General features: G+C 51.2%; 15 protein-coding genes. 9 read left to right on the forward strand and 6 right to left on the reverse strand.

Translation table 11 applies throughout. The features are described from left to right. Positions 1 to 79 precede the first annotated feature (79 nt). The 6 genes from FGB90_RS07750 to FGB90_RS07775 all read left to right on the forward strand — a co-directional run bounded on the left by FGB90_RS07750 (position 80) and on the right by FGB90_RS07775 (position 6,853). A complete protein-coding gene (locus tag FGB90_RS07750) occupies positions 80 to 955 on the forward strand; it encodes an NAD(P)-dependent oxidoreductase (RefSeq protein ID WP_138810258.1) in 876 nt (291 codons plus the stop codon). 478 nt (positions 956 to 1,433) lie between these two features. Next, positions 1,434 to 3,635 carry a sensor histidine kinase gene (locus tag FGB90_RS07755; RefSeq protein WP_138810259.1) on the forward strand — a complete coding sequence of 734 codons (2,202 nt, stop codon included), beginning with the start codon at positions 1,434 to 1,436 and terminating at the stop codon, positions 3,633 to 3,635. Positions 3,636 to 3,657: 22 nt separating this feature from the next. Further along, the gene (locus FGB90_RS07760; RefSeq protein WP_138810260.1) at positions 3,658 to 3,903 is read left to right on the forward strand and encodes a hypothetical protein; all 246 of its coding nucleotides are present in this window, start codon (positions 3,658 to 3,660) and stop codon (positions 3,901 to 3,903) included. Positions 3,904 to 3,939: 36 nt separating this feature from the next. Beyond that, positions 3,940 to 4,647, forward strand: a complete 708-nt coding sequence (locus FGB90_RS07765) for an NAD-dependent epimerase/dehydratase family protein (protein WP_210237232.1) — start codon at positions 3,940 to 3,942, stop codon at positions 4,645 to 4,647. Next, on the forward strand, positions 4,644 to 6,437 hold the full coding sequence (locus tag FGB90_RS07770; RefSeq protein WP_138810262.1) for a M3 family oligoendopeptidase: 1,794 nt from the start codon (positions 4,644 to 4,646) through the stop codon (positions 6,435 to 6,437). Before FGB90_RS07765 ends, FGB90_RS07770 begins: the two co-directional genes overlap by 4 nt. 47 nt (positions 6,438 to 6,484) lie before the next feature. After that, a complete protein-coding gene (locus FGB90_RS07775) occupies positions 6,485 to 6,853 on the forward strand; it encodes a DUF5327 family protein (protein WP_138810263.1) in 369 nt (122 codons plus the stop codon). A 130-nt stretch (positions 6,854 to 6,983) separates the two neighbouring features. On the opposite strand, the gene FGB90_RS07780 is transcribed toward FGB90_RS07775, so the two are convergent. Beyond that, complete coding sequence (locus FGB90_RS07780) at positions 6,984 to 7,595, reverse strand: GNAT family N-acetyltransferase (RefSeq protein WP_138810264.1); 612 nt, start codon at positions 7,593 to 7,595, stop codon at positions 6,984 to 6,986. A 218-nt stretch (positions 7,596 to 7,813) separates the two neighbouring features. On the opposite strand from FGB90_RS07780, the gene FGB90_RS07785 reads away from it, so the two are divergent. Continuing rightward, a complete protein-coding gene (locus tag FGB90_RS07785) occupies positions 7,814 to 8,140 on the forward strand; it encodes a hypothetical protein (protein WP_138810265.1) in 327 nt (108 codons plus the stop codon). A 78-nt stretch (positions 8,141 to 8,218) separates the two neighbouring features. After that, positions 8,219 to 8,596, forward strand: a complete 378-nt coding sequence (locus FGB90_RS07790) for a DUF423 domain-containing protein (protein ID WP_138810266.1) — start codon at positions 8,219 to 8,221, stop codon at positions 8,594 to 8,596. Between the two features lie 84 nt (positions 8,597 to 8,680). On the opposite strand, the gene gerQ is transcribed toward FGB90_RS07790, so the two are convergent. From gerQ to FGB90_RS07815, 5 genes are all read right to left on the reverse strand, one after another. Further along, positions 8,681 to 9,172, reverse strand: a complete 492-nt coding sequence (gerQ, locus tag FGB90_RS07795; protein ID WP_138810267.1) for a spore coat protein GerQ — start codon at positions 9,170 to 9,172, stop codon at positions 8,681 to 8,683. 332 nt (positions 9,173 to 9,504) lie between these two features. After that, positions 9,505 to 9,936 (reverse strand): cell wall hydrolase, encoded by a 432-nt coding sequence (locus FGB90_RS07800; protein ID WP_138810268.1) that lies wholly within the window; start codon positions 9,934 to 9,936, stop codon positions 9,505 to 9,507. Between the two features lie 129 nt (positions 9,937 to 10,065). Then, positions 10,066 to 10,809 carry a hydrogen peroxide-dependent heme synthase gene (gene hemQ / locus FGB90_RS07805; protein ID WP_138810269.1) on the reverse strand — a complete coding sequence of 248 codons (744 nt, stop codon included), beginning with the start codon at positions 10,807 to 10,809 and terminating at the stop codon, positions 10,066 to 10,068. Positions 10,810 to 10,950: 141 nt separating this feature from the next. Next, complete coding sequence (locus tag FGB90_RS07810; RefSeq protein WP_138810270.1) at positions 10,951 to 11,709, reverse strand: enoyl-CoA hydratase/isomerase family protein; 759 nt, start codon at positions 11,707 to 11,709, stop codon at positions 10,951 to 10,953. 383 nt (positions 11,710 to 12,092) lie between these two features. Further along, a complete protein-coding gene (locus FGB90_RS07815) occupies positions 12,093 to 14,021 on the reverse strand; it encodes an oxidoreductase (RefSeq protein WP_138810271.1) in 1,929 nt (642 codons plus the stop codon). A 417-nt stretch (positions 14,022 to 14,438) separates the two neighbouring features. Between FGB90_RS07815 and pta the strand changes: the two genes are divergently transcribed. After that, on the forward strand, positions 14,439 to 15,416 hold the full coding sequence (pta, locus tag FGB90_RS07820) for a phosphate acetyltransferase (RefSeq protein WP_138810272.1): 978 nt from the start codon (positions 14,439 to 14,441) through the stop codon (positions 15,414 to 15,416). The last annotated feature ends 25 nt before the right edge of the window (positions 15,417 to 15,441 follow it).

Consider the following 15,441-nt stretch of genomic DNA (forward strand, 5'->3'; position numbering starts at 1 on the left):
AGCATCCCTCTGCAGCGCTATTGAAAAGCAGTCTTATCGAAACCAGGGTTTGTGTAAAGTGAGTCACAAAAAGGAGGACATGCCGTTGAGTAAATCGATTGGTTTTATCGGCACAGGTGTGATGGGTAAAAGCATGTGCGGACACCTGCTTGATGCCGGATACGAAGTGAAACTGTACACGAGAACCAGAGAAAAAGCAGCACCGCTTCTGGAAAGAGGGGCGAAATGGTGCGAAACGCCCGGAGAAGCCGCCGCAGGAAGCAGTTATGTGATTACGATGGTAGGCTACCCCGAGGATGTCACGGAAGTCTACCAGAGTGCCGATGGAATTTTCGCCCATGCTGAGCCGGGTACACACTGCGTGGACATGACTACATCCACACCCAAGCTTGCGGCAGCTCTCTACGAGGAAGGGAAAAAGCGCGGTGTTTCCGTCTTTGATGCACCGGTTTCCGGAGGCGATATAGGCGCAAAAGAGAAACGCCTTGCCATCATGGTGGGAGGTAACGAAGAGGATTTTGACTCCATCCTCCCCGTATTGGAGTGCATGGGGACCAACATTGTCTATCAGGGGCCTGCCGGTAGCGGTCAGCATACGAAAATGTGCAACCAGATCGCCATCGCAGGAACGATGACGGGAGCCGGAGAGTCGCTGGCCTACGCCTATAAAGCGGGGCTTGATCCCGAAAAAGTGCTTCAGAGCATCGAAACGGGCGCGGCAGGAAGCTGGACTCTGAGCAATCTTGTCCCAAGAATGATCCGGGAGGACTACAGCCCCGGCTTTTTTATCAAGCACTTTATAAAAGATATGGGAATTGCCATCGAAGCGGCAGAAGAGATGTCGCTTGAAACCCCGGGACTGCGGCTCGCCAGGGACATCTATGATCATCTGGCGGAAAACGGCGGCGGTGATGAGGGAACCCAGGCGATTATCCGTTATTACACAGAAGCTTAACCTTAATGCGTGAGGCTGGGACATAAGGAAAGTGTTTTGGTTAGAATCCGAACAAAAAGCTTACAAGCGGATGAAATATTCGCCGACTCCTGCGGGAGGAAAAGCGCAGGTGAGACCCCGCAGTGCGAAGCACGCGGAGGCTCAGCCGCTTCCCGCGGAAAGCGGCGTATATTTCAGGAGCGATTTATCTTCATCGCATATTGATTGTTCGGATTTTCGCCTGTGAAAACACTTCTGTCTCAGCCTCTTTTTTTGGGCTGGACGGGGCCGGAGGAAAGCCCAGCGCAGGAAAATCAGGTAACCCGCTTCAGCGCAATCATTATAGAAACCCGCTGCTGCCCGAATTTTTTTAGCCTATGAGAAACCAGGACTTTACCTCACCAAAGCGAAAAAGTGAGGAAATTGTCGTACTTTCGTTCAAAGGGACAGTCTAATGTACTATAATAGAGGGACTAAATGATGTCAGGGTGCAGGTAGTATGTTTCAGACTCTAAAATCCAAGCTGCTCGTGTTTTTTCTTCTTGTAACGTTTATCCCGCTGATTGTCATCGGCATGATGGGGTATTACACGCAGAAAAGTGAGCTCACATCCAACCTCGAAGACTCCCTGATGGCTCACACAGCCGGAATGAGTGCAGAGATAGAAGGGTTTATCCGTGAACGGATTTACGATGTGGAATATCTTGCGAGAAATCCGGTCCTGATGGACGCTGACGCGGCCAATCAGGAGATGCGGCAGCAGTTTAACCATTTTATTCAAATTCACGATCTTTATTTCGGCGTGGTGATGGCAGATCCATCCGGCACGGTGATTGCAGATACGAATGATGAGACTTTGGGAGCCGACGTGACGGACCGTAGCTGGTTTATCCGTTCCATGGAGGGAGAGAGTTATCTCTCGGAACTGTACTACTCTCCGGTAATTAATGAAAATGTCATTGCCCTTTCTGCTCCAGTCTATAATTACCAGAATGAATTAACAGGGGTTATTACCCCTCTTTTCGATCTTGATGAACTGACAGGGACGATGCAGAATTTTAACAGGGAGCAGAAAGCCGGGGATTCCGACACTTATGCCTTCCTGGTGAACGGAGACGGGGAGCTGATCTCCCACCCCGATACTTCAAAAACACATTCCGTAAACTATTTTCAACGATTTGATACCTCCCGGGAGGAACTGGACGAGATTTTTACAAGCCAGGGATTAACGACCCATGGTCCGGAAATTCATGTTCTGCGGCAGGTCGAGGTGATGCCCGGTTTTGAAAATGAGTGGTATGTGGGGGTTGCAGCCGATGAAGCCGGTTTCTATGCTCCGCTGAACCGGCTTCTATACCAGTATCTTGCTGTGTTCGGGATAGTACTGCTGATTGTAACCTTTGCCGTATTCCGGCTGTCCCGCTATATCGTCAGACCCGTTGAGCATCTCGTGGAAGTAACTGAAAACGTGGCGTTCGATTCCGGTAAACAGCCCAGGTACGTACAGGCCTATGAAGAGGTAAACCGGCTTAATTACACGTTTGATAATATGACACGGAAGCTGCAGGAGAGGGAGCGGTCCCACAGAAAGAGCTCGCTTGTTCTGGAGGCGACAGGTAACGGTGTAATTGCCATGAACCGGCTTACCGGCCAGATAACTCTCTTTAACCGCCGCAGTGAGGAAGTATTCGGAGTGAGCAGGGATCAGGTAATAGGGGCAAAGGGGTGTGCCGTTTCCAGGGAATCAGAGGCATTTAAGGCTTTTATCGGTGCTGCCGATCTCGTCACCCTTCTTGGAAAAGAAGAGATTCACCGCAACTATGAAATTGAATGCGAAATCGAGGACCAGCCGCGTACCTTTTATCTCAGCGTCACGTCCCTGCCCAAGCTCAATGATCCGGCTGTCCACGAGGAGATGCTCGTTGTCTTCCATGACCTGACTGAAAAACGGCAGATGGAGAACGAACTGATCCGCTCCGAAAAGCTGAAGGTAGTCGGGGAAATGGCAGCGGGGGTCGCGCACGAGATCCGCAACCCGCTCACGACGGTACGCGGATTTATCCAGCTGATCGACGGCCGGGAAAGTGAATCGGTGGATAACCGGAAATACTATAACCTCATTATTAAAGAGATTGACCGGGTGAACCAGATCTGTAATGACCTTATGAATATTGCCAACCCTAATTCGGCGAAAAAAGCAAAGCATACGAATCTGGAGCTTCTGCTTGATGATATGCTTCTCCTTCACCAGTCTCAGTTACGCAGCCGGGACATCCGTGTGAATACGTATTTTCACGGCCGTCTGCCACAGGTCTTTGTGGATTCAGGCCGGATTCAGCAGGTGTTCCTCAATCTGGTCCAGAACGCTGCGGAGGCCATGAGCGGAGGCGGCCGCCTGACCATCAGCACGGCATACAGAAAGCCGGATGACATGATTGTCATTACTTTTGCCGATACAGGCGAGGGAATGGATGAAAAAACACTTGAAAAGCTCGGCACACCGTTTTATTCAACGAAAAAAACCGGTACCGGTCTTGGGCTTACCACCAGCTACCGGATTATCGAGGAGCTCGGGGGCCAGGTGCTTGTAACATCGGAAAAAGGAACCGGCACAACCATCACGGTTCACATTCCGGTTCATTCATCCGAAAATAATGAAGATGAAAATAATGAAGATAACGAAAAGGCCTCTGAGAGCTGAACAGCCTCGGAGGTTTTTCTATATGCCGGCAGTATTCCGCCGTGTGAAGGAGGGTTCTGAAAAAGTAAACGCCCGTAGCAAAACGGAGAGTGAACATAGCGAAAAGGCAGGAGAACGCAGCGAAACGGCGGGTGAACGTATCGAAATTGGCCACCAACGCAGCGAAATAGCGGGTGAACGCAGCGAACGCCTGCCCGGCACACTCAAACCAATTCCCCGGCAGCATACATATGTTTCAATATTCTTTCTTTTTCTTTTCCACCCGTGATAAAGTGGAAGTACACAGTAAAGTGAGGTGCTGTCCGTGAAAACCGCGTTGATAGCGGGTGCCACCGGCCTCGTCGGCCAGGCACTCGTAAAGGAACTCCTGAACAGAAATACATACGAAAAACTGATTCTGCCTGCAAGAAGAGAGACACCGTTCAGGAATGAGCCGAGAGTGGAGGAGATCGTGCTGTCGTTTGATGATCTGGAGGATGCTGAGCTGTATGCAGATGATATTTACATCTGCCTCGGTACCACAATCAAAAAGGCGGGCACGAAAGAAGCGTTTGAGAAAGTGGACTATACGTATCCTCTCACACTGGCTAAACAGGCACTGAAGCAGGGAGCAGCCCAGCTTGCGGTCATCTCCGCAATCGGAGCCGATCAGGAGTCGAACTTTTTTTACAGCAGGGTGAAAGGGAACCTTGAAGAAAGTCTGATTATGCTTGGCTATCCGTCACTTCATATTCTGCGCCCGTCACTCCTCACCGGCCCCCGCGGGGAATTCCGTTTCGGGGAAAAAACAGCGGAAGTCATCACAAAACCGCTTCAGTTTGCCATGATCGGACCTCTTGAAAAATACAGGCCCGTACATGCAGATGACGTGGCTGCGGTTATGCACGCAGTCTGCCAGGAGCAATCCAGCGGGGTTCACATTTACCAGTCAGACCAGATCAGACACCTTGCCGAAGTGGTAAAGGAAAAGACAGAACTGCTTACTGAAAATCAGGAGGAGGAAAATCAATGACAAAAACACACAGACAGGTATGGGATCTTGAGGCCATTTTTCCGGGAGGCAGTGAATCCGAGCGGTTCCAGGCTTTTTTAGCTGCTCTTGAAGAGGACATTACCCAGTTTCAGAAAGATCTCGACGGTAAAACCGTGCCGAAATCAGAAGACGAATTGTTTTCCATCGTTCATGTACTCGTGCGTGCTCAGGAAATTTCAAAGCGGGTCAGGGAATCAGGAGCTTTTGTAAGCTGTCTAACAGCACAGAATACGAAGGACGAGGATGCAAAACTGCTGACAGGGAGGGTGAAGCAGCTTTCATCGTCCTATTCATCGGTGATGACATCCATTGATGAGCTGCTGCTCGGCCTGGATGAAAACCTGTGGAGCACTCTGACGGATCTCAATGAAATTAAGCCTCTCGTCTTTAACCTGGAGGAGCGCCGCAAAATGGCGAAAGACAAGCTCCCGGGAGACAAGGAGAAACTCATTCAGGGTCTTTCCGTGGACGGCTACCATGCTTGGGGAGACATGTACAACACAATCGTGGGCCGTATGAGCATTGAGGTTGAGGAAGACGGGGAAACGAAGCAGCTGTCGGTAGGCCAGGCGGCAAACAGAATGTCTTCAAAAGACCGTGAGACGCGTCAGCTGATGACCGGGAAGTGGGAAAAGGCATGGGGTGATGAAGCGGAACTGTTTGCCAACACACTCAATCACCTTGGCGGCTTCCGGCTCCAGACGTACAAAGAGCGCGGCTGGGACGATTTCCTTAAGGAGCCCCTCGATATTAACCGTATGCAGAAACAGACGCTTGAAGTAATGTGGGATACGATTGAGAAAAACAAGCCGGTCTTTACAAAATATCTTCGTCGTAAAGCAGAGATGCTCGGGCTTGAGAGACTGGACTGGACCGACGTAGGGGCCCCTGTAACAAACGCAGCGGAAGAAGTGTCCTACGACGATGCAGCAGACATGATCGTTGACCAGTTCAGATCGTTCAGTCCGAAAATGGCTGATTTCGCGCAGAAAGCCTTTGATGAGCGCTGGATCGAAGCGGAAAGCAGATCCGACAAGCGTCCCGGAGGTTTCTGTACAAGTTTCCCTGTAAAAGAGCAGTCACGAATTTTTATGACTTATGACGGTTCCGCTTCAAACGTTGCAACACTGGCTCACGAGCTCGGACATGCCTACCACCAGCACGTTATGAACGATCTGCCGCAGATGGCCCAGCGATATGCCATGAATGTGGCGGAAACCGCATCTACATTCGCCGAAATGATTGTGGCCGATGCAACCGTAAAACAGGCGGCAACGCATGAGGCGAAAGTGCAGCTTCTTGACGACAAACTGAACAGAAGTATCGCTTTCTTTATGAATATCCACTCCAGGTTCCTCTTTGAAACAAGATTCTATGAAGAGCGAAAGCAGGGTCTTGTGAGTGTTCATCGTCTTAATGAAATGATGCTCGAAGCTCAGAAGGAAGCCTATTGCGATGAGCTCGGTTCCTATTCACCGCATTTCTGGGCTTCAAAACTGCACTTTCATATTACCGGCGTGCCGTTCTACAACTTCCCGTACACGTTCGGCTACCTGTTCAGCATGGGAATCTACGCCCGTGCCGAGGAAGAAGGAGCAGCATTTGAAGAGCGTTACGTGGACCTTCTCCGCGATACAGGCCGGATGCAGGTGGAGGATCTTGCACAGAAACATCTTGGGGAGGATCTCACCAGTCCGGAGTTCTGGCAGAAGGCGATCGACCTTGTGGCAAGAGATGTGGATACGTTTATTGATTTGACGGACAAATAAGCTTATCCTTGTAGACAGTGAAATGAACGAGGAGGGAATCGTGCACCATGAATATTTCCGCACGCACTGTCACAGCAAAAATGGAGGATGAACTGAACCGGATCAAAGCCGGGATCGAGTCCGGTACCGTACCGGACAGCCGGGTCAAAGAGCATGTTACAGCCCTTCGCACCTACTGTGATCTGCTTCTTGCTACAGATTCGGATTCTTCATCAGGCTCCGTATACGCCGCTCCGGCTTCTTCCCCATCGAAAAGCCGGGAGGAGTCCGCCATGGACATTCTTGAACGGAAGCAGATGATGGGAGACCTTGATGACGAGCGTCCTTCGAGACCAGCTCCGGCTTCCGGAAAAACAAGTAAAGAGATTTATGACAGCGACGAACACGGAAGCAGCGATAATCTGCTTGATTTTTAATCTGTTATACAGGGAAATCCCGGCGCATGACTGATGCACCGGGATTTTTTTGATCTCATTCGGTTTACCCGGAGTCAGTAAATTCATCCCCGGCGATTTTTCTTTAGCGGCTGCTGCCTTCTGCCTGCTGCTAGTCTTCAGGTTTCCATTCTGCAATAACCGCGCAGTTGCATGATTCCTCGTCATCGAGATAATCCCGCATCACGTAAAGAGGGGTCATTCCGTTTTTCATGGCGAAAGTGAGTACCTGATCCTTCATCGTCCCGTCAGCCACTTTTTCCATGTACTGTTCCGGCGTCATTTCACCGGCATGGCGGTGGTAGCCTGGAATTCTGCAGCCTGCCGTAAAACGTGACAGCCCCAGCTCCCTGACCAGTTCCTTTCTGGCGCTGTACAGGGCACCTGCTGCGCCGCGCCCTCTGAAACGGGGACTCACACAGACATCAATGCCGTACAGAGTATCCCCCTCCGGGTCATGGGCGGTAAGATACCCGCCGCCGGCCATGTCTTCCCACGTATGAGGTTCATCTGTGTACCTGACGATCAGTCCGGTGGCAGATCCGGCCGGCTCACCATCGATCTCGGCAATCAGGGCTCCTTCCGGGAAAGTCCGTACATGTGCTTCAATCTGTTCCTTTGACCACCATAAATCCTCCGGAAAGGGAGGAGGGAACGCTTCTTTCTGAATCTGAAGCAGGCTTTCAAAATCGTCTGCAGTATAACGCCGTACGTAAACGCTCATTGATTTCCCCTCCTTTTAGGTAAATTATAGTTACAGATCACCCGCAGTGACAAGCAGGATGAAGGCATGTGATTCGGCTGTAACGGGGAGAGTGGCCTCAGCGCTCAATTGTAATGACAGTCTGTCTGCAGGAAGATAGTGTTCAGAAAAAATTCGACCAGGCCGCCTGACACTGCATGGATTAGGGAAAAGCGGCAAACGATAGGGAGGAACCACACGTGTATAAGAAAGGAGCAGACGTCATGATTTACAATACGGGAAATGTAGGATTTCCTCTCTATTTCCGCGTCTTTAACGGGGATATCAGTGATGCAAAACTGAACGAGGACCGTTACGAGCTTTATGTGAACGAACAATACGTCGGTGATCACACTCTTTATGCAGAAAAGGAGAATGCAAAAGATATCAGGGACTTTCTGCATCACCAGGGGTTCAGACATGTGCAGATGGAAGTGAACGGGGACCACATCGTTGTAATCAGTCCGACCCATGAAGAAGCGGAACGGATGGAAAATGCGCTTCGGGTATACGTGCAGAACCGCTGAAAAAGCAGGATTTCCTTTGACCCTGTGACTGTGCTATCCTTTTGAAAGGAAGCACTGAAGCAAAGGAGATGGCAGGAAATGAAGCTTTTTCTCATACTCGGCAGTCTGAATGGATTTTTATTTGTGGCTCTTGGCGCATTTGGCGCACATGCCCTGAAAGACCGCCTCGAACAGACAGGATACTTAAAAACGTTTGAAACGGCCGTGCAGTATCACATGATTCATGCCCTCGCCCTGATTGCAGTAGCCGTTCTCACGAAACATCTCGCCTCAACGGGACTCCTCCATGGTGCCGGCTGGGCTTTTTTCATCGGCATCATTCTTTTTTCAGGCAGCCTTTACGCACTCAGTCTCACAGGCATTCGCGTACTTGGTGCCATTACTCCTCTTGGCGGCGTGGCGTTCCTGGTCGGGTGGGTACTGCTCCTCATCGCAGCTTTTAACCATACAGCATAAGTTTCAGGCTGCAGCCTCATAGGACTCTTTCAATTTAAAAGAGAAAAGACCGGATCCTGGTATGAATCAGGATCCGGTCTTTTTTTATCGAGGGGAGTACTGGGCCAGCTGCTGCTGCCCGATCGGGCCGCCTTCTGCAAACGGGTACTCGTACTCAAGGGGCTCATCGAAAGTGACGTAATCGAGATTGACCATCAGCAGCAGGTACCGTTTATCCGTCTGCGGATCACTGAGAATGATATGATCCCGGCCGGCTGCTTCAACAACCCCTTTAAAGATCTTAGCGTTCCATTTTTCGTTGAACTCAAAAGTCATATAGAACGTGCCGACTTTTCCGCGGTTCAGACGAAGAATGTTTTCAATGTAGGACTGCTCGATTGGCAGCTGTCCGGGCATCTGTGCCGTCATGGCAAAGGGGCCGGCTTGCTGCTGGCCGGCCTGCTGCTGGGCAAACTGCGGTGGAGGAGGCTCAGGGGTGCCCGGGAGAAACTGCTGTTGTCCAGTCTGCCCGAAACCCATTCCCTGTCCGCTGGTGCGGGACGCATTCTGGCCGTACGATGGATACTGATGATACATCCAATCACATCCTTTTATAGAGTAGGGGGATTCCTTATGTGCCGCGATTGTCTGTCTGCTGTCAGTTAAAGGCTTTCCTGCTGTCGGCCCATCCATTGCCGGAGCAGCCGGTTACCTGATCTGCACGGGAATTCAATAGGGATGCAGTGAGCCTTCATAACAGCCGTAACCGCCACCTCCCTGTAATGCTGTTCAGGACGTACAAACAGAGCGCATTTACAGAGACCAGCATCCTGCGCTATTTTAATACTATGAAACAAGGGGAAGGGCTATGCAGAAAAGAAAAGCCGGTTTCTGCCCTTTGGCAGAACCGGCTTTTTCCGTATGAATCCTTAAAACGTGTTAAAAATTTCATCGCACTCCTCTTGAGTTGGCTGATAGAAACAGTGCAGTTTGTAGCGGCCTGTATTGGGCTGGCCGAACCATTCAGGCGGACAGTCCCCGTCAGGACGGTAGAACCAGAGGGCGTGCTCTGCGATCCCGAACCTTTCTCCGTTTACCAGTCTCCGTGCCCGGCGTTTATCCCGTTCCCTGGCCCGCTGATAAAAGTACCCTTTCTGAACCGCTTCAAATCCGCCCGGTGACTGATAGACCATCCGTTCCACGTCGTTAATGTCCTCAAAGTCGGAACAGCGCACTCTTACCCGGTTAACCATGACGTTGCCGGCTTTCAGCATTCCAAGTTCCCCTTCTCCTTCAGCTTCGGCGCGCATGAGCCGTGCCAGAAGAGCGATGTCGTTTGAATTTGTCTTGATGACTGCCATAGGAACCCCTCCATATGCCTGATTACTGCATCATATGCCGAACGGTAGAGGGGGATACGGAAGATCTTTCAAGATGCCTGGTTACATATAAAAAACACGCCGCAGTTTTAACCTGCAGCGTGCCGAGAATCAGATATAAAGAAAACCTGCAAGGCTGTCTTCGTCAAGGTACGTCCCGACGTAGAACGAGCCGAATTCGCCGTAACGGGCGCTCACCTCGTCAAAACGCATTTCGTAGATAAGTTTTTTGAATTCAAGCACATCGTGGGCAAAGAGGGTTACGCCCCATTCCCAGTCATCGAAACCGACGGAGCCGGAGATGATCTGGCGTACTTTCCCTGCGTACTTACGGCCGATCATACCGTGGCTGCGCATCATGGCTTTCCGGTCTTCCATCGGAAGCATGTACCAGTTGTCATCACCGTCACGGCGCTTGTCCATTGGATAGAAACACGCATACTGCCAGCGTGGAAGAATCGGTTTCAGGCGGGCCTGAATTTCAGGGTCTGTTTCCGGATCCACTTCCGGCGGCAGGTAGTTACTCAGCTCCACGACAGAGACGTAGGAGTAGGAAGGAATCGTATATTCAGCAAGACGGGTTTTGTTGAATGCCGTCTCAAGCTCACGCAGTTCATCCATAGTCGGACGGAGAAGCATAATCATAAAGTCCGCTTTCTGACCAACAATGCTGTACAGCGCGTGACTTCCTTCAAATTTTTGCTGTGTTGTACCCCATTTGTCCAGAAGGCTGCGGAATTCTGCAATAATGTTCTCGCGCTCCTCGGACTCCAGGCGGCGCCATGCGGCCCAGTTCATTGTACGGAAATCGTGAAGTACGTACCAGCCATCCAGTGTTTTTGCTGCTTCACTCATGAACAGTCACTCCAATCACAAAGATTATTTGGTAGATGAAAGCAGGGAGTTTCCTGCTTCTATGTAGGCGTACATATAGTGAGTATTATACTATCTGGCAAACGAAAAACCAAACGCCGGGCGTCTGGTTTTCGTCTGAATTTATCCTTTCTGTCCGCGTTTTTCCAGGAAGTGGAGAAGCGCCTGGCGGTGTTCATCTGATTTACCCGCCTGCTGTTGGCCTTTCTTTTCTTCCTCCAGAACGTCGTCGAGACTGAGATGCAGGCCGCATTTCATGTTGTTTTTCATACTCGAGTACGCAGTCAGAGGCACTTTCTTCAGGGTACTGATAAGATCTTCAGGGCCGCCGATGCGGTGGATAAGACCGATCCGGAATGCTTCCTCAGCACTGATGGGGTCACCAAGCGAAAGTTCAAGAGCTTTTGAGAGTCCCACAAGGCGAGGGAGGAAGTAGGAGGCACCTGCGTCTGGTACGAGACCAATCTTCATGAAACTGAGAGCAAGTTTAGCATCGTGTTCGGCAACGCGGAAATCACAGGCAAGGGCGATGCTCAGGCCTGCCCCCGCTGCGGTGCCGTTCATATAGGCAACGGTCGGTTTATTGATGGCATCAAGAAGTTTGACGAGCGGGTTGTAGGTGCGTTCAAGGTACTCGCCGTGATCAAAGTATTCCAGTTTTTCCACCGGAATGCTTTTCAGATCAGCTCCGGAACTGAATGCACCGTCGGTTCCTGTTAAAACGATGACACGGACGTTCTCATCGGAGCGGGCAACCTGGAGCGCGTCATAGAGTTCTTCGTGCATCGGCTCGTTCAGGGCATTTTTCACTTCTGGACGGTTCAGGGTAATAGTGCCGATGCCGTCCAGGGCACTGTAGGAAAGAGTTTTGTACGATGACATGTTTATCACTCCTTATTTTAATTTAATGTGAATACCTCTTAGTCAGCAAATCGCTCTTTTGCGTAGCTGATGCCAGCAGCGAGACTCCTGCGGCAGTGGCGAGCATCCGCATCATGCTCTAACTTCGAGGTGCTTCGACGTATTCTGCTTCAGAGCTACACCTGCAGAGGAAGAAGCAGGGAGTCTTTTCGCCAGGAGAGACCCCGCAGGGCGAAGCTCGCGGAGGCTCGCCGGCACCGCCGCGGAAAGGGAGCGGATGGCGTTCAGTGGAGCTACACGAAACTGACGGAAGGGTGTACTCATTTTTAATTTTAATTCTGAATAGAAGCAGAGATCCTCTGACGGCTTCACTTTCTGCGGGCTCCGGACTTTCGCCGGGATTCTCAGATCGCTCTTCCCGCAAGTGTTCCATCGTAAATAGCCTGTTTCGCATCAAGGCCCATTGCGTGTTTTGCGCCGCCTATAATGTGAACATTTTTCCCGTCAGCTTCAAGCTGTTCTGCAAGGCTTGCGTTAACGAGCTGGCCGCTCGCGAGAATTACCCTGTCTGCAGGAACAAATACGTCACTTCCGTCCTGAATGACAGTCACACCTTCGGAGGTGATTTCCCTGTATCCGTCCAGGCCGCCCTGCATGCAGATGCCGCTCTGCTTCAGCTCCATAAGCGTAGCCCAGCGCGTCGTTTTACCGATGCCGCGGGCAAACGAACGGTGCCTTTGAAGGAGGGTAATGTCCTTTGCTCCCTTGCCTTTCAGATAAAGAGCGAGATCACAGGCGATCCCTCCGCCGCCGATAATGACGGTTTTTTCACCCCACTCGGCATTCCCGTCAAACACGTCACGGTAGCTGGCGACAATTTCCTTGTCCACCCCGGGAATATCGGGGATGCGCGGAACAATACCTGTAGCCAGAATCACTTCATCTGCTTCTTTGACGAGAGGATGGTCCGGTGTGAGCTTCGTACCGAGAGCCTTTTTGACTCCCAGTTTATCGAGCTGCACGTTAAAATAGCGGAGGGTTTCGTGAAATTCCTCTTTACCGGGGATTCGCTTTGAATAGTTCAGCTGTCCGCCGACTTCTGTTTTTTCGTCCACAAGCGTAACGTCGTGTCCCCGTTCTGCAGCGGTACGGGCGGCTTCAAGCCCCGCAGGTCCTGCGCCAACAACGAGCACGTTTTTTTTCTGCTCCGCAGGTGTGAGCTTCAGTTCGGTTTCCCTGCCGGCTTCCGGATTTACAAGGCAGGTGGCGGCTCGTCCTTCGAACACGTGGTCAAGACATGCCTGGTTGCAGGCGATGCACGTGTTAATTTCATCAAAACGGCCTTCTTTTGCTTTAGTCAGGATGGCCGGATCTGCAAGGAACGGACGGGCCATGGAGATTAAGTCAGCGCTGTCGTTTTCCAGCAGTTCTGCCCCGTCGCGGGGGTCGTTAATGCGGTTTGAGGCAATCACCGGGATGCTGACGGCTTTTCGTATGTTTTCTGCAACAGGCACGAAATGAAGCCGCGGCACTTTCATGGAAATGGTCGGTACGCGGGATTCGTGCCAGCCGATGCCGATGTTTAAAACGTCAGCGCCTGCTTTTTCGATTGCCCGGGCCCAGGCAAGGGTTTCTTCTTCCGTTGTGCTGTTGTCCACCAGATCCAGTCCGGACATTCTGAACAGCACCGGGAAGTCTTCACCTACTGCCTTGCGCACTTCTTCCGTAATGCGGAGAGAGAAGGCGATCCGGTTTTCAAATGATCCGCCCCAGCGGTCCGTGCGCTTATTTGTGGCAGGGGAGGTGAACTGGTTGATCAGATAGCCTTCGGAGCCCATAATTTCCACCGCATCGAAGCCGGCTTTTTTTGCACGATCTGCTCCTTCGGCAAAATCCTGAATCGTCCGTATGATCTGTTCTTCCGTCAGAGCCACGGGCGGATCCGGGTTGATCGGTGCCTGCAGGGCGGAGGGAGCAACCGGATCCCGTCCAATCATTGCTTTGTAGGCGTAGCGTCCCGCATGGAACAGCTGGAGGGCAATTCTTCCGCCTTCCTCGTGCACGCCGTCGGTCAGCGGCTTCCAGCGGTCGATGTCTTCGTCTGTATTAATCATCATAAAATCGAGTCCGCCGCTGCCTTCCGGGTTGACCGCTGCTCCGCCGGTAACGATGAGTCCGGCTTCATGTCTGGCCCTGAGCCGGTAAAAAGCAGTGAGCTTCTCAATACCGTTTTCGAGACCTTCAAGCCCTACGTGCATGGAACCCATCATCACCCGGTTTGGCAGGGTGAGGCCACGGATTTTAATCGGTTCAAACAATGCTTTACACTCCATATCGATTCGTTCCTCCTCGGTCTTTTTCTGTCCCTGATGTCTGATAAGTCAGAAAATGAGTGATTATTCATTCAGTATAACGGAGTTACGGATCAAGGACAACGGCAGAAGGGAGGAGTATTTCATTTCAGGACACCGGGTTTAGCTTTACAGGCAGGGCACAATTGTTTTAAGGAGGAGATCCGGCGTGTAGCCGTCCCGGTAAAGGGGTATACAAAGCCTGAGTCTGTTCTGAAAATTAAAACTTTGTGAAATGATGATCACATCAATTTATTTTTGCCCTGCAGAAGAGTATCCTTAGAAATAAAGGTGAAAATAGGAAAGATATTCAGGTGAACACCTTCGCAGCGTGAACCGTGATTACGATGGTTACGTGCGAAGCTTCTATATTTTGATCTCAGGACAGGAGGAATGACAGTGAGCGATTTATTTACAGGCATTTCGGAAAAAGTGAAAGCCCAGAACCCGACGATTGTATTCCCGGAAGGTATGGATGAGCGGATTATCGAAGCAACAGTCCGCCTGAAAGCAGACGGCGTCCTCACACCGGTTCTTGTGGGGAATAAAGAGGAGATTGCATCAAAAGCGTCTGAAATCGGCCAGGATGTCAGCGGGCTTGATATTTATGACCCGGAAACGTATGAGCAGTTTGAGGAACTTGTGGATGCTTTTGTGGAACGCCGCAAAGGAAAGGCTACAGCAGAGGATGCACGGCAGATTCTTAAACAGCCGAACTACTTCGGAACGATGCTCGTACACCTGGACAAAGCACACGGTCTCGTGAGCGGTGCGGCACACTCGACAGGAGATACTGTACGTCCGGCGCTGCAGATTATCAAGACGAAAGAGGGCGTGAAAAAGACGTCCGGCGTTTTCGTTATGGTAAAAGGCGAAGAGCGCTACATCTTCGGTGACTGTGCCATCAACATCGCACCTGACAGCAGCGACCTTGCAGAGACGGCCATCGAAGCCGCAAAAACGGCCCGTGTGTTCGACATTGAGCCGAAAGTAGCCATGCTCAGCTTCTCAACAAAAGGTTCAGCCAAAAGTGAGGAGACAGAGCGTGTGAGTGACGCTGTTCAGATCGCCCAGGAGCGTGAACCACAGCTGACACTCGACGGCGAATTCCAGTTTGACGCTGCGTTTGTACCGTCCGTTGCGGAGAAAAAAGCTCCGGACAGCCCGCTAAAAGGGCAGGCAAACGTGTTCGTCTTCCCGAGTCTTGAAGCTGGAAATATCGGCTACAAAATTGCCCAGCGCCTCGGTAACTTCGAAGCGATCGGACCGATCCTTCAGGGACTGAACAAGCCGGTTAACGACCTTTCCCGCGGCTGTAACGTGGAGGATGTTTACAAGCTGGCCCTCATCACAGCGATGCAGGGGCTGGAAAAATAAGCACGATGTGTAAAAGAAACTCCGG

It is taken from the genome of Alteribacter natronophilus (assembly GCF_006007885.1).
GTDB lineage: Bacteria > Bacillota > Bacilli > Bacillales > Salisediminibacteriaceae > Alteribacter > Alteribacter natronophilus.

What these genes read in the sequence shown, in the direction of transcription:
- FGB90_RS07755 (WP_138810259.1), top strand. Translation starts at nt 1,434, where the DNA reads ATGTTTCAGACTCTAAAATCCAAGCTGCTCGTGTTTTTTCTTCTTGTA.
- FGB90_RS07770 (WP_138810262.1), top strand. Translation starts at nt 4,644, where the DNA reads ATGACAAAAACACACAGACAGGTATGGGATCTTGAGGCCATTTTTCCG.
- FGB90_RS07800 (WP_138810268.1), bottom strand. Translation starts at nt 9,936, where the DNA reads ATGGCAGTCATCAAGACAAATTCAAACGACATCGCTCTTCTGGCACGG.
- gerQ (WP_138810267.1), bottom strand. Translation starts at nt 9,172, where the DNA reads ATGTATCATCAGTATCCATCGTACGGCCAGAATGCGTCCCGCACCAGC.
- hemQ (WP_138810269.1), bottom strand. Translation starts at nt 10,809, where the DNA reads ATGAGTGAAGCAGCAAAAACACTGGATGGCTGGTACGTACTTCACGAT.
- FGB90_RS07790 (WP_138810266.1), top strand. Translation starts at nt 8,219, where the DNA reads ATGAAGCTTTTTCTCATACTCGGCAGTCTGAATGGATTTTTATTTGTG.
- FGB90_RS07775 (WP_138810263.1), top strand. Translation starts at nt 6,485, where the DNA reads ATGAATATTTCCGCACGCACTGTCACAGCAAAAATGGAGGATGAACTG.
- FGB90_RS07750 (WP_138810258.1), top strand. Translation starts at nt 80, where the DNA reads ATGCCGTTGAGTAAATCGATTGGTTTTATCGGCACAGGTGTGATGGGT.
- FGB90_RS07780 (WP_138810264.1), bottom strand. Translation starts at nt 7,595, where the DNA reads ATGAGCGTTTACGTACGGCGTTATACTGCAGACGATTTTGAAAGCCTG.
- FGB90_RS07760 (WP_138810260.1), top strand. Translation starts at nt 3,658, where the DNA reads ATGCCGGCAGTATTCCGCCGTGTGAAGGAGGGTTCTGAAAAAGTAAAC.
- FGB90_RS07815 (WP_138810271.1), bottom strand. Translation starts at nt 14,021, where the DNA reads ATGGAGTGTAAAGCATTGTTTGAACCGATTAAAATCCGTGGCCTCACC.
- FGB90_RS07810 (WP_138810270.1), bottom strand. Translation starts at nt 11,709, where the DNA reads ATGTCATCGTACAAAACTCTTTCCTACAGTGCCCTGGACGGCATCGGC.